We start from the raw sequence: 13,497 nt of genomic DNA, 5'->3' as shown, positions 1-13,497 counted from the left end.
GGGGTCCCGGACCCCGCGTGCACACCCCTCCACGGTCGTGTACTGTTCTCTTCGCGCCGGACGGGCCCGGGAGGGCCGCGGGCAGCACCCGAGTGGTGCAGGGCTCCACGAGCCGGCGTACAGTGGGACAAGCCGTCACCGAGGAAGCCCGAGAGGGTGGAGTTGGTGTGCGTCCGCTCCTTGAGAACTCAACAGCGTGCCGAAAGTCAGTGCCAAGTAGTAACCCCGTCCTGGGCCTTGTGTGGTCTGGGTGGGATTCCTTTGGTTGATTGATCGAGATCTGTCAGGTCTCGGTTCTCGGCCTGGTGTCAAGCATCTACGGAGAGTTTGATCCTGGCTCAGGACGAACGCTGGCGGCGTGCTTAACACATGCAAGTCGAACGCTGAACCATCTTCGGGTGGGGATGAGTGGCGAACGGGTGAGTAACACGTGGGCAACCTGCCCCCGGCTCTGGGATAACTCCAAGAAATTGGGGCTAATACCGGATGTCCTCTGCTGGCCGCATGGTCTGGTGGTGGAAAGGGTTTCCGGCTGGGGATGGGCCCGCGGCCTATCAGCTTGTTGGTGGGGTAGTGGCCTACCAAGGCGACGACGGGTAGCCGGCCTGAGAGGGTGACCGGCCACACTGGGACTGAGACACGGCCCAGACTCCTACGGGAGGCAGCAGTGGGGAATATTGCGCAATGGGCGGAAGCCTGACGCAGCGACGCCGCGTGGGGGATGACGGCCTTCGGGTTGTAAACCTCTTTCAGCTCCGACGAAGCGAACAGTGACGGTAGGAGCAGAAGAAGCACCGGCCAACTACGTGCCAGCAGCCGCGGTAATACGTAGGGTGCAAGCGTTGTCCGGAATTATTGGGCGTAAAGAGCTCGTAGGCGGTCTGTTGCGTCGGCTGTGAAAACCCGGAGCTCAACTCCGGGCCTGCAGTCGATACGGGCAGACTCGAGTGTTGCAGGGGAGACTGGAATTCCTGGTGTAGCGGTGAAATGCGCAGATATCAGGAGGAACACCGGTGGCGAAGGCGGGTCTCTGGGCAACAACTGACGCTGAGGAGCGAAAGCGTGGGGAGCGAACAGGATTAGATACCCTGGTAGTCCACGCCGTAAACGTTGGGCGCTAGGTGTGGGGGCCATTCCACGGTCTCCGTGCCGCAGCTAACGCATTAAGCGCCCCGCCTGGGGAGTACGGCCGCAAGGCTAAAACTCAAAGGAATTGACGGGGGCCCGCACAAGCGGCGGAGCATGTTGCTTAATTCGATGCAACGCGAAGAACCTTACCTAGGCTTGACATGCGCGGAAATCTCGCAGAGATGCGGGGTGCCTTTGGCGTCGTGCACAGGTGGTGCATGGTTGTCGTCAGCTCGTGTCGTGAGATGTTGGGTTAAGTCCCGCAACGAGCGCAACCCTCGTTCCATGTTGCCAGCACGTGATGGTGGGGACTCATGGGAGACTGCCGGGGTCAACTCGGAGGAAGGTGGGGATGACGTCAAATCATCATGCCCCTTATGTCTAGGGCTGCAAACATGCTACAATGGCCGGTACAAAGGGCTGCGATACCGTGAGGTGGAGCGAATCCCAAAAAGCCGGTCTCAGTTCGGATTGGGGTCTGCAACTCGACCCCATGAAGTTGGAGTCGCTAGTAATCGCAGATCAGCAACGCTGCGGTGAATACGTTCCCGGGCCTTGTACACACCGCCCGTCACGTCACGAAAGTCGGTAACGCCCGAAGCCGGTGGCCCAACCCCTTGTGGGAGGGAGCCGTCGAAGGCGGGATCGGCGATTGGGACGAAGTCGTAACAAGGTAGCCGTACCGGAAGGTGCGGCTGGATCACCTCCTTTCTAAGGAGCACCTCGCTCGGCGGACACGGTCCGTCGGGTGCAGAGCTGTACGCGGGTCGTGACGGTTGCCCACTACCGGGTGGCCGCGGGTGCTCGTGACAGTGCTCGAGGGTGGAACGCTGACCAGTTCGGCCGGCAGCTGCTGCTGCTCCTAGTACGGCGTCATCCTTCGGGGTGGCGTGGGGAACGGGGTGACAGGGGTGGATCCGGTCGTAGGCACGCTGTTGGGTCCTGAGGGAGCGGGCCCGTCTGTCGTGGGTGTGAGTCCGCGGCGGTGGGGGGTTGTTGTCTCTGTCCGGGCCTTCCTGGTCTCAGACCGGCCGAGTGTTCTCGGTGCTGGTGGGGTCGTGTGGGGGGTGCGCGGGTTGGTCGTTGAGAACTGCACAGTGGACGTGAGCATCTTTTGATCTCTGTGTTGCAGATCTCTGTGTTGCAGAGTGTTTGTTTGCAGGGTGTTTGCTTGTAGGTGTCCCGCCCCCGGCGTGGCTGTCTTCTTCGGGAGGGGTCGTGTGTGGGGGTGGGTTGTGTGTGGTCAAGATGTTGAGGGCACACGGTGGATGCCTGGGCACCAGGAGCCGATGAAGGACGTGGGAGGCTGCGATATGCCTCGGGGAGCTGCCAACCGAGCGTTGATCCGAGGGTGTCCGAATGGGGGAACCCCGCACCAGTCATGTGGTGTGACCCGCGCCTGAACACATAGGGCGTGTGGAGGGAACGTGGGGAAGTGAAACATCTCAGTACCCACAGGAAGAGAAAACAACCGTGATTCCGTGAGTAGTGGCGAGCGAAAGCGGATGAGGCTAAACCGAGGGCATGTGATAGCCGGCAGGCGTTGTGTCGTCGGGGTCGTGGGACAGTCGTGTCGCCTCTGCCGGGGTGGCGGGGAGTGAGAAAGCGGTCGGGTTAGCCGAAGGCCTCTGGAAGGGGTCGCCGTAGAGGGTGAGAGCCCCGTAGGTGAAAGCCTGTCGTCTCCTTGTTTCTGTATCCCAAGTAGCACCGAGCCCGTGGAATTCGGTGTGAATCTGGCGGGACCACCCGCTAAGCCTGAATACTCCCTGGTGACCGATAGCGGACGAGTACCGTGAGGGAAAGGTGAAAAGTACCCCGGGAGGGGAGTGAAATAGTACCTGAAACCGTGTGCCTACAAGCCGTGAGAGCCGTGAATCCGCGCGTCGTGTGTGGGCGGTGATTGCGTGCCTTTTGAAGAATGAGCCTGCGAGTTAGTGGTGCGTGGCGAGGTTAACCCGTGGGGGGTAGCCGTAGCGAAAGCGAGTCCGAACAGGGCGGTTGTAGTCGCGTGTCCTAGACCCGAAGCCGAGTGATCTACCCATGGCCAGGTTGAAGCGCGGGTAAGACCGCGTGGAGGACCGAACCCACCAGGGTTGAAAACCTGGGGGATGAGCTGTGGGTAGGGGTGAAAGGCCAATCAAACTCGGTGATAGCTGGTTCTCCCCGAAATGCATTTAGGTGCAGCGTCGTGTGTTTCTTGCCGGAGGTAGAGCACTGGATGGCTGATGGGCCCCACAAGGTTACTGACGTCAACCAAACTCCGAATGCCGGTAAGTGAGAGCGCGGCAGTGAGACTGCGGGCGATAAGGTTCGTAGTCGAGAGGGAAACAGCCCAGATCATCGGCTAAGGCCCCTAAGCGTGTGCTAAGTGGAAAAGGATGTGGGATCGCAGTGACAACCAGGAGGTTGGCTTAGAAGCAGCCATCCTTGAAAGAGTGCGTAATAGCTCACTGGTCAAGTGGTTCCGCGCCGACAATGTAGCGGGGCTCAAGCACACCGCCGAAGCCGTGGCACTTCCATGTATGCCCGCCGGTTCCCTTCGTGGGGCCGGCCAGGTGTGGGGGTGGGTAGGGGAGCGTCGTGTGGCGGGGGAAGCGGCGGAGGGATCCAGCCGTGGACGCCATGCGAGTGAGAATGCAGGCATGAGTAGCGAGAGGGGAGTGAGAACCTCCCCCGCCGGAAGACCAAGGGTTCCTGGGCCAGGCTAATCCGCCCAGGGTGAGTCGGGACCTAAGGCGAGGCCGACAGGCGTAGTCGATGGACAACGGGTTGATATTCCCGTACCCGCGAAGGAACGCCCATGCTGGACCCAGCGATGCTGACCCACCGAAACCGGTGGCTCGTCTTCGGACGGGTCGCTGGGAGTAGCTGGGGACCCGGACTGGTAGTAGGCAAGCGATGGGGTGACGCAGGAAGGTAGTCGGGCCGGTGAGTGGTAGTACCGGTGCAAGGGTGTGGCCCGTGTCATAGGCAAATCCGTGGCACATGCAGGGTGAGGCCTGACGCATAGCCGAGTGAGGCGAATCCGATGATCCTATGCTGTCGAGAAAAGCCTCTAGCGAGTTCCGAGCGGCCCGTACCCCAAACCAACTCAGGTGGTCAGGTAGAGAATACCGAGGCGATCGAGCGAACTGTGGTTAAGGAACTCGGCAAAATGCCCCCGTAACTTCGGGAGAAGGGGGACCGGTGTCCGTGAACCGCCGTGCGCGGGGCAGCGGCTGCCGGTCGCAGAGACCAGTGAGAAGCGACTGTTTACTAAAAACACAGGTCCGTGCGAAGTCGTAAGACGATGTATACGGACTGACGCCTGCCCGGTGCTGGAACGTTAAGGGGACGGGTTAGTGCGCTTCGGTGTGCGAAGCTCAGAACTCAAGCGCCAGTAAACGGCGGTGGTAACTATAACCATCCTAAGGTAGCGAAATTCCTTGTCGGGTAAGTTCCGACCTGCACGAATGGCGTAACGACTTCTCAGCTGTCTCAACCACAGGCTCGGCGAAATTGCACTACGAGTAAAGATGCTCGTTACGCGCGGCAGGACGGAAAGACCCCGGGACCTTCACTACAGCTTGATATTGGTGTTCGGTTCGGCTTGTGTAGGATAGGTGGGAGACTGTGAAGCGGGCACGCCAGTGTTCGTGGAGTCGCCGTTGAAATACCACTCTGGTCGAATTGGATGTCTAACCTGGGTCCGTGATCCGGATCAGGAACAGTGTCAGGTGGGTAGTTTAACTGGGGCGGTTGCCTCCCAAAGGGTAACGGAGGCGCCCAAAGGTTCCCTCAGCCTGGTTGGCAATCAGGTGTCGAGTGCAAGTGCACAAGGGAGCTTGACTGTGAGACCGACGGGTCGAGCAGGAGCGAAAGCTGGGACTAGTGACCCGGCACCGGCAGGTGGAAGCGGTGTCGCTCAACGGATAAAAGGTACCCCGGGGATAACAGGCTGATCTTCCCCAAGAGTCCATATCGACGGGATGGTTTGGCACCTCGATGTCGGCTCGTCGCATCCTGGGGCTGGAGTAGGTCCCAAGGGTTGGGCTGTTCGCCCATTAAAGCGGTACGCGAGCTGGGTTTAGAACGTCGTGAGACAGTTCGGTCCCTATCCGCCGTGCGCGTAAGAGACTTGAGAAGAGCTGTCCCTAGTACGAGAGGACCGGGACGGACGAACCTCTGGTGTGCCAGTTGTACCGCCAGGTGCACTGCTGGTTGGCTACGTTCGGCAGGGATAACCGCTGAAAGCATCTAAGCGGGAAGCTCGCTTCGAGATGAGGTCTCTCACCCAGTGAATGGGGTAAGGCCCCCGCCCAGACCAGCGGGTTGATAGGCCGGAAGTGGAAGCACCGCAAGGTGTGGAGCTGACCGGTACTAACAGGCCGAGGGCTTGACCACAACACCCCTCCTGTCAAGTAACAAAAGTGTGTTTCGCGTCCACTGTGCGGTTCTGAACGCACCCAACCCGCCCCACCCCCGCCGCATGGGGGTGTGGTCGGAGGGTTGGTGTATGTTCACAGTGTTACGGCGGTCATGGCGAGAGGGAAACGCCCGGTCCCATTCCGAACCCGGAAGCTAAGCCTCTCAGCGCCGATGGTACTGCCCTGGAGACGGGGTGGGAGAGTAGGACACCGCCGGACAACCATTCCCAGGAAGGGCCTCCACCAGCAGGTGGGGGCCCTTCCTGCATTCCGCGGCATCGGTGGCGTCCTCCGTGGTCGAGGAACGGCCACTCGCGCGTCAACGGCGGCGGATCTCCTTGGTGGTCGCAGCGACGTTGTCGGCGAGCCAGGTGTTGAGGTCGGTGAGCTCCCGCCAGGCGGAGCGCACGTGGTCGAGGGCCGCTGCCGAGTGCAGCCACTCGGCGAAGGGGAACAGCCGCCCCGCGTGCAGGGACCGGTGGCGCAGCAGGTCCGCCCGGGCGTCGTCGACGTCGTACCCCCTGGGGACCCGGGTGAGCCGGTCACCGGCGACGTCCCACCCGCTGCGCGACAGTCGGTGCACCTCGTCCTGCAGCCGCGGACCCTGCACGTCGTCGGCCACGGCGCGTCGATAGCGCTCGACCTGGTCGGACTCGAGTCGCCAGGCACCCCCGGCCACCTGCAGGCCCGCGGCCGAGATCTGCACGTACCAGGCCCCGGCTCCGCGGCCCTCTGGGGTGACCACCGCGCCCTGGTGCGTCTTGTACGGCGTCTTGTCGTTGCTGAAGCGGACGTCGCGGTAGGGGCGGAACAGCTTCGCCGGCCCGAACTCCGCCGCGAGGTCCTCGACGAGTGCCTGCATCGGCTCGCGGACGCAGGTGTCGTACACCGTGCGGTGCCGCGTCCAGTAGGTCTTCGAGTTGTCGGCCTCCAGGCCCTCGTAGAAGACCAGCCCCTCGTCGGGGAAACCGTGGAACGTCATGCGTCCTCTCCCAGGAGCGTGTGCCACCGGACCTCGCGCAGCGGCGTCCCGGCGGCGTCGAGCGTGCGGGCCCAGCCGTCCCGCCCCCATCCCGCCGACTCCAGGAACCCCGCGGTCACCGCGTCGCGCTCGGCGACCCAGGCCTGCAGCCGCACCGCCCCCGTGGCCCGCGCCAGATCGGCCACCGCTGCCAGGAGCCGGCTCCCGTGCCCCCGGCGACCCCAGCGCGGCTCCACGAGCAGCACCGCGAGCTCCGTCGTCGGACCCGCCGGGTGGGGCGCCTCGTCCGGGTCGAGCTCCGGCGGGCCGTACGCGGCCAGGCCCACGACCCGCTCGCCGTCCACGGCCACCAGGACGCCGTGCGCAGGCGTCGGGGGTTCCGTCACCGCCGCGGTCCAGGCGGCCTCCGCGGCAGCCGGCTCCCAGCCGTCGAGCACCGCGGCCGGCAGCACCCCGCGGAACGCCGTCCGCCAGGTCTCGCCCTGCACCCGCGCCACCGCCGCGGCGTCCGCGGGCCGGGCCGGTCGTACCGACACCTCCGCGGTGCCGGTCAGCCGGGGGAAGGGGTGCGGGTCCACGCCGGGCAGCCTAGGTGGGCCGGGCGCCGAGGGGAGAGCGTCGGCGGGGGAGGGCAGGATCCCCCCGTGGCCCTCTCCGTCGTCGACCGGCTCCCCGCGGCGCTGGCCCGGCGCATCGCGCTGGCCGCGCAGGGCTTCGCCGACCCGCGCCCGGCGGGCGTCGTCGACAGCCGGCAGCTGCGCCGGGTGACCGACCGGCTGGCCGTCGTCCAGATCGACTCGGTGAACGTGCTGTCCCGCTCGCACTACCTGCCCTTCCTCAGCCGGCTCGGTGCCTACCGGCGTACGGCGCTCGACGACTTCACCGCGCGCCGGCACGAGGTCTTCGAGTTCTGGGCGCACGAGGCGTCCTACCTGCCGGTGCGGCTGCACCCCCACCTGCGCTGGCGCATGGCCGCCGCCGAGGAGCACGCGTGGGGCTCGATGGTCCGCATCCAGCGCGAGCGGCCCGGCTACATCGCCGAGGTCCTCGACCGGGTGCGGGAGGCGGGCCCGACGAAGGCCAGCGACCTCGCCGAGCCCCGGCCCGACCGGCCCGGGTCGATGTGGAACTGGCACGCGGGCAAGGTCGCGCTCGAGTGGCTCTTCTACACCGGCGTCCTCACCACGCGAGCGCGGACGACGTCCTTCGAGCGGGTCTACGACCTCACCGAGCGGGTGCTGCCCGCCGCCGTCCTGCAGACCCCCACACCCGAGCCGGCCGCCGCCGTCCGCGAGCTGGTGCGCACCGCCGCCCGCGCCCTCGGCGTGGCCACCGAGCGCGACCTGCGCGACTACTTCCGCCTCCGCCCCGAGCCCGCCCGCCGGGCGGTCGCCGAGCTGGCCGAGGCCGGTGAGCTGCTGCCGGTGGAGGTGGCCGGCTGGGGGGCGCCGGCCTGGCTGGACCCGGCCGCGCGGCGCCCGCGGTGGGTCCGCGCCCGCGCACTGCTCTCGCCGTTCGACTCCCTGGTGTGGGAGCGCCCGCGGGTCGAGCGCCTCTTCGGCTTCCGCTACCGGCTGGAGATCTACACCCCCGCCGCGCAGCGGGTGCACGGCTACTACGTGCTGCCCTTCCTGCTCGGCGACCGGCTGGTGGCCCGCGTCGACCTCAAGGCCGACCGGCAGGCCGGCGTGCTGCGCGTGCAGGCCGCCCACGCCGAGGACGGCGTCGACCGCGCCGAGGTCGCCGACGCGCTCGCCGCGGAGCTGCGGCTCGTGGCCGGCTGGTTGGAGCTCGACGGCGTGACCGTCGCCGAGCGCGGCGACCTCGCGGCCGACCTCGCCCGCGCGCTGGCCTCCCCGGCGACCGGCGTCGCCTAGGCTCGGGGCCCGTGACGAGCAGCGGACCGGTCGACACCCAGTACGAGGACCTCCTGCGGCGCATCCTCGAGCAGGGGACGCCGAAGTCCGACCGCACCGGCACCGGCACGGTGAGCCTGTTCGGGGAGCGGCTGCGCTACGACCTCTCCGAGCGGTTCCCGCTGGTCACCACCAAGAAGGTGCACGTCAAGTCGGTCGCCGTCGAGCTGCTGTGGTTCCTGCGCGGCGAGGGCAACACCGCCTGGCTCAAGGAGAACGGCGTCACCATCTGGGACGAGTGGGCCGACGCGGACGGCGACCTCGGCCCGGTCTACGGCGTCCAGTGGCGCTCGTGGCCGACCCCGGACGGCGGCACGGTCGACCAGATCCAGGGCGTGCTCGACACGCTGCGCACCGATCCCGACTCCCGGCGCATGGTCGTCTCGGCCTGGAACGTCGCGGCGCTGCCGGACATGGCGCTGGCGCCCTGCCACGCGCTGTTCCAGTTCGCGGTGCACGACGGGCGGCTGTCCTGCCAGCTCTACCAGCGCAGCGCCGACATGTTCCTCGGCGTCCCGTTCAACATCGCCAGCTACGCGCTGCTCACCCGCATGGTCGCCGACCAGGTCGGCCTGGCTCCCGGCGAGTTCATCTGGGTCGGCGGCGACTGCCACGTGTACAGCAACCACGTCGAGCAGGTCCGCGAACAGCTCTCCCGCGAGGTGCGGCCCTTCCCGTTCCTCGACCTGGCGCCGGCGCCCTCGCTGTTCGACTACACCCTCGAGCACCTCACGCTGCGGGAGTACGACCCGCACCCGGCCATCCGCGCCGCGGTCGCGGTGTGACGGTCCGGCTCGTCTGGGCGCAGGCGCGCGACCGCGTCATCGGCGCCGGCGGCCGGCTGCCCTGGCACCTGCCCGAGGACCTGCGGCTGTTCCGTGAGCTGACCACCGGCTGCACCGTCGTCATGGGCCGGCGCACCTGGGAGTCGCTGCCCGAGCGGTTCCGCCCCCTGCCCGGGCGGCGCAACGTCGTCCTCACCACCGACCCGTCCTGGTCGGCCGACGGCGCGGAGCGGGCCGGGTCGGTCGGGGAGGTGCTCGCCGCGCACCCCGACTGCTGGGGGATCGGCGGCGCGGCGGTGTACGCGGCGCTGCTGCCGCACGCCGGCCGGCTGGTGGTCACCGACGTCGACCTGGACGTCGACGGCGACACCCGCGCCCCGGTGCTCGACGCCGGCTGGCGCCGTGTCGCCCGCACCCCGGAGGCCGGGTGGGCGACCTCGGGCACCGGCCTGGCCTACGCCGTCTCGGAGTACGTGCGCGCGCCCGCTGCCGGACCGGGCGTCGGCACGGCCGGTCGGTAGATTCGACCGCATGACCACCGACCCCGCCCGGCCCTTCGGGCGAGTGCTGACGGCGATGGTGACCCCCTTCGCCGACGACGGCTCGATCGACCTGGCGGGGGCCCAGGAGCTGGCCGCGCACCTGGTCGACCGGCAGGCGCACGACGGCCTGGTCGTGCTCGGTACCACCGGCGAGGCCCCGACGCTCAGCGACGGCGAGCAGCACGCCGTCCTCGAGGCGGTCATCGACGCCGTCGGCGACCGGGCCACCGTGGTGGCCGGCGTCGGCACCAACGACACGGCGCACACCATCGAGAACGCCCGCCGCGCCGAGCAACTGGGGGCCGACGGCCTGCTGGTCGTCACCCCGTACTACAACAAGCCGCCGCAGGCCGGGTTGCTGCGCCACTTCACCGCGGTCGCCGACGCCACCGATCTGCCGGTGATGCTCTACGACATCCCGCCGCGCTCGGTCGTGCCGATCGAGGTGGAGACGCTGGTCCGCGCCGCGGAGCACCCGCGCATCGTCGCGGTCAAGGACGCGAAGTCCGACTTCGGCGCGCTGGCCTGGACGCTGGCGCGCACCGACCTCGCCTACTACTGCGGCGAGGACATGGTCAACCTGCCGATGCTGGCCCTCGGTGCGGTCGGCGTGGTGAGCGTGGTCGGCCACCTGGTCGGCCCGCGGCTGGCCGAGCTCATCGCCGCGGTCGAGTCCGGCGACCTGGCCAAGGCGCGCGAGGTCAACGACAGCCTGCTGCCGGTGTACACCGGCGTGTTCCGCACCCAGGGCGTCATCACCGTGAAGGCGGCGCTGCGCGAGCTGGGGCTGCCCGCCGGCCCCGTGCGCCCCCCGCTGGTCGACGCCACGCCCGAACAGATCGCGCAGCTGCGCACCGACCTCGCCGACGGAGGCCTGACCCTGTGACCGCCACGTCCGCCGGACCGGCCGGCCAGCCGCACCTGGACCTCAAGACGCCCCCGAGGCTGCCGGCCGGCGGCCTGCGGGTCATCGCGCTGGGCGGGCTCGGGGAGATCGGCCGCAACATGGCCGTCCTCGAGTTCGACGGCACGCTGCTGGTCATCGACTGCGGCGTGCTCTTCCCCGAGGCCGAGCAGCCCGGCGTCGACCTGATCCTCCCGGACTTCGGGGTCATCGAGCACCGCCTCGACGACATCGCCGCCGTCGTCCTCACCCACGGGCACGAGGACCACATCGGCGCGATCCCCTACCTGCTGCGGATGCGCGGCGACATCCCGCTGGTCGGGTCGCGGTTCACCCTGGCGCTGGTCAAGGCCAAGCTGCGCGAGCACCGGCTGGACCCGGTCCTGGTCGAGGTCGCCGCCGGGGACGACCACGTCGCCGGCCCGTTCCACTGCGAGTTCATCTCGGTCAACCACTCGATCCCCGACGCGCTGGCCGTCGCCGTCCACACCCCCGCCGGGGTCCTGGTGCACACCGGCGACTTCAAGATGGACCAGCTGCCCCTCGACGGCGTGCTCACCGACCTCGGCGCCTTCGCCCGGCTGGGCCTGGAGGGCATCGACCTGCTGCTCGCCGACTCCACCAACGCCGAGATCCCCGGCTTCGTGACGCCCGAGCGGTCGATCGGCCCGGTCCTGGAGGACGTGTTCCGGCGGGCCACCCAGCGGCTGATCGTCTCCAGCTTCGCCAGCCACGTGCACCGCATCCAGCAGGTGCTCGACGCCGCCGAGGTGCACGGCCGCAAGGTCGCCCTCGTCGGGCGCTCGATGGTCCGCAACATGGGCGTGGCCCGCGACCTCGGGCTGCTGCGGGTGGCCTCCGGCCTCATGGTCAGCCTCGACGAGGCGACGTCGATGCCGCCCGAGCAGGTCGTGCTGGTGAGCACCGGGTCGCAGGGCGAGCCGCTGTCGGCCCTGGGCCGCATGGCCCGCGGCGAGCACCACCAGGTCACCATCGAGGCCGGCGACACGATCGTGCTGGCCTCCTCGCTGGTGCCGGGCAACGAGACCGCCGTCTACAAGGTCATCAACGGCCTCGCCCGGCTGGGCGCCACCGTCGTGCACAAGGAGACGGCACGGGTGCACGTCTCCGGGCACGCCCCGGCCGGGGAGCTGCGCACGCTGCTCAACGTGGCCAAGCCCCGCTACCTCATGCCGGTGCACGGCGAGTGGCGGCACCTGCGGGCGCACGCCGCGCTGGCCGAGCAGACCGGCATGGCCGCCGACCGGGTCCTGCTCGCCGAGGACGGCGTCGTGGTCGACCTCGTCGACGGCAAGGCCGCCATCACCGGGTCGGTGCCGGTGGGCAACGTCTACGTCGACGGCCTCAACGTCGGCGACGTCGGCGAGGAGTCGCTGCAGGAGCGGCGCATCCTCGGCGACGAGGGCTTCGTCGCGCTCACCGTGGTCGTCGAGCCCTCGACCGGCACCATCGTGCGGCCGGTGCACCTGTCCGCCCGCGGGTTCTCCGACGACCCGAGCGCCTTCGACGAGGTGCTGCGGCTGGTCGAGGACAACCTCAAGCGGGAGCTCTCCGACGGGCAGACCGACGCCCACCGGCTCTCCCAGGTGATCCGGCGGACGGTCGGCAAGTGGGTGTCGGACACCCACCGCCGCCGGCCGATGATCATCCCGACGGTCCTCGAGGTGTGAGGCGGAGGCCGAGCGCGCAGGTCCCCTGCGCGCTCGGCCTCCGGTGACCTCGATCGGGGCGATCCCCTCCTGCTCGGGCAGGTCGAAACCCCACACCTGCGCGGAGGAGGAGAGCTCGCCGTCCAGGGCGGCGCGGATGTTCTCCGCCCGCCGGAAGCCGTGCTGCTCGCCCTCGCAGAGCAGGTACGCGTGCGGCACGCCCTTGGCGCGCAGCGCCGCCACCAGCGCGTGCGCCTGTTCCGGCGGGACGACGCGGTCCTCGGCGCCCTCGGGCCACGGCGCGACCAGCCCGTCGAGGTAGCGGCACTCGAACTCGTGCGTGTCCGCGGCCAGCGCGCCGGGGTCGGCGACGCCGAAGTGGCTCACGCCGGCGGTGAACATCCCCGGCCGACGGGTGAGCGCGGCCAGCGTGGTGAAGCCGCCGGCCGAGCCGCCACAGATCGCCATCCGCGCCGGGTCCACCCGGCCGGCGTCCGTGAGCCACCGGGCGCAGGCGGCGACGTCGTCGAGGTCGACCGCGCCCCACCGCCCCTGCAGCGCGTCGCGGTAGCGGCGGCCGTGGCCGGTGGAGCCGCGGTGGTCGACGCGGGCGACGAGGAAGCCGCGGGAGGTGGGGTACTGGATCTCCGGGTCCAGCACGCGCGGGTGGGCCGACGTCGGGCCGCCGTGCACCATCAGGACCAGCGGCGGCCGCTCGTCGGCGGGCGGGGTCACGTCCGGGTTGGCGGGTGGGTGGACGGCGACGTGCGCGTACGGGATGCCGGTGCCGTGGTCCTCGGTCGGGAAGGTCACCGACTCCGGCACCGAGATCCGCCCCGGGGCCAGGCCGAGGTCGCACGCCTGCCGGAGCACCTCGGCGTCCCCGCTGCCGAGGTCGACGCGCAGCACGACCGGCTCGCTGGCCGGCCCGGCGGCCGCGCACACCACCGCGCCGTCCTCCGCCCGCAGCTGCCCGAGGGAGCTGGCGGGCAGGTCGAGCTCGCGCAGGTCGCCGCCGGGGGAGAGGACGGCGAGGCGGTCGGCGCCGCCGCGGGGGACGGCCAGCGCCACCCGCCCGTCGTCCAGCACCGCCAAGCGGCTGGCGCCGAGGCGCCACTGCGGCCCGGCGACGTCGAGCACCAGCTCCGCGGCACCGCCCGGCCG

General features: G+C 68.8%; 7 protein-coding genes, 3 rRNA genes and 1 pseudogene. 8 read left to right on the top strand and 3 right to left on the bottom strand.

Annotated elements, in window-relative coordinates:
* The first annotated feature begins 315 nt into the window (after window positions 1-315).
* The 3 genes from ACU616_RS01825 (at window position 316) to rrf (ending at window position 5,753) form a co-directional block, all read left to right on the top strand.
* Window positions 316-1,839, top strand: a 16S ribosomal RNA gene (locus ACU616_RS01825).
* A 530-nt stretch (window positions 1,840-2,369) separates the two neighbouring features.
* Window positions 2,370-5,511: ribosomal RNA gene (locus ACU616_RS01820) — 23S ribosomal RNA — on the top strand.
* Window positions 5,512-5,636: 125 nt separating this feature from the next.
* Window positions 5,637-5,753: ribosomal RNA gene (gene rrf, locus ACU616_RS01815) — 5S ribosomal RNA — on the top strand.
* The 16S, 23S and 5S rRNA genes sit together here, the layout of an rRNA operon.
* 100 nt (window positions 5,754-5,853) lie before the next feature.
* Here rrf and ACU616_RS01810 read toward each other — a convergent pair.
* On the bottom strand, window positions 5,854-6,516 hold the full coding sequence (locus ACU616_RS01810) for a DUF2461 domain-containing protein (RefSeq protein WP_446756786.1): 663 nt from the start codon (window positions 6,514-6,516) through the stop codon (window positions 5,854-5,856).
* Window positions 6,513-7,094 carry an N-acetyltransferase family protein gene (locus ACU616_RS01805; RefSeq protein WP_446756785.1) on the bottom strand — a complete coding sequence of 194 codons (582 nt, stop codon included), beginning with the start codon at window positions 7,092-7,094 and terminating at the stop codon, window positions 6,513-6,515. The genes ACU616_RS01810 and ACU616_RS01805 overlap by 4 nt, the downstream gene beginning before the upstream one ends.
* Window positions 7,095-7,160: 66 nt before the next feature.
* Here ACU616_RS01805 and ACU616_RS01800 point away from each other — a divergent pair, with 66 nt between their 5' ends.
* The 5 genes from ACU616_RS01800 to ACU616_RS01780 are packed head-to-tail and all read left to right on the top strand — an operon-like array spanning window position 7,161 to window position 12,354.
* The gene (locus ACU616_RS01800) at window positions 7,161-8,393 is read left to right on the top strand and encodes a winged helix-turn-helix domain-containing protein (RefSeq protein ID WP_446756784.1); all 1,233 of its coding nucleotides are present in this window, start codon (window positions 7,161-7,163) and stop codon (window positions 8,391-8,393) included.
* 11 nt (window positions 8,394-8,404) lie between these two features.
* Window positions 8,405-9,217 (top strand): thymidylate synthase, encoded by an 813-nt coding sequence (locus ACU616_RS01795; RefSeq protein ID WP_446756783.1) that lies wholly within the window; start codon window positions 8,405-8,407, stop codon window positions 9,215-9,217.
* The gene (locus ACU616_RS01790; protein WP_446756782.1) at window positions 9,214-9,738 is read left to right on the top strand and encodes a dihydrofolate reductase; all 525 of its coding nucleotides are present in this window, start codon (window positions 9,214-9,216) and stop codon (window positions 9,736-9,738) included. Before ACU616_RS01795 ends, ACU616_RS01790 begins: the two co-directional genes overlap by 4 nt.
* A 10-nt stretch (window positions 9,739-9,748) precedes the next feature.
* Window positions 9,749-10,645, top strand: a complete 897-nt coding sequence (gene dapA, locus ACU616_RS01785) for a 4-hydroxy-tetrahydrodipicolinate synthase (protein ID WP_446756781.1) — start codon at window positions 9,749-9,751, stop codon at window positions 10,643-10,645.
* Window positions 10,642-12,354 (top strand): ribonuclease J, encoded by a 1,713-nt coding sequence (locus ACU616_RS01780; protein WP_446756780.1) that lies wholly within the window; start codon window positions 10,642-10,644, stop codon window positions 12,352-12,354. The genes dapA and ACU616_RS01780 overlap by 4 nt, the downstream gene beginning before the upstream one ends.
* A 351-nt stretch (window positions 12,355-12,705) precedes the next feature.
* Here the strand turns inward: ACU616_RS01780 and ACU616_RS01775 are convergent.
* Window positions 12,706-13,029, bottom strand: a pseudogene (locus ACU616_RS01775) (prolyl oligopeptidase family serine peptidase); the annotation flags it as partial.
* Between the last annotated feature and the right edge of the window lie 468 nt (window positions 13,030-13,497).

This window comes from Geodermatophilus sp. URMC 62, assembly GCF_052931475.1.
The sequence above is the reverse complement of the archived record's forward strand: the minus strand, read 5'-3'. Positions and strand labels throughout refer to the sequence as shown.

What these genes read in the sequence shown, in the direction of transcription:
- ACU616_RS01810 (WP_446756786.1), bottom strand. Translation starts at nt 6,516, where the DNA reads ATGACGTTCCACGGTTTCCCCGACGAGGGGCTGGTCTTCTACGAGGGC.
- dapA (WP_446756781.1), top strand. Translation starts at nt 9,749, where the DNA reads ATGACCACCGACCCCGCCCGGCCCTTCGGGCGAGTGCTGACGGCGATG.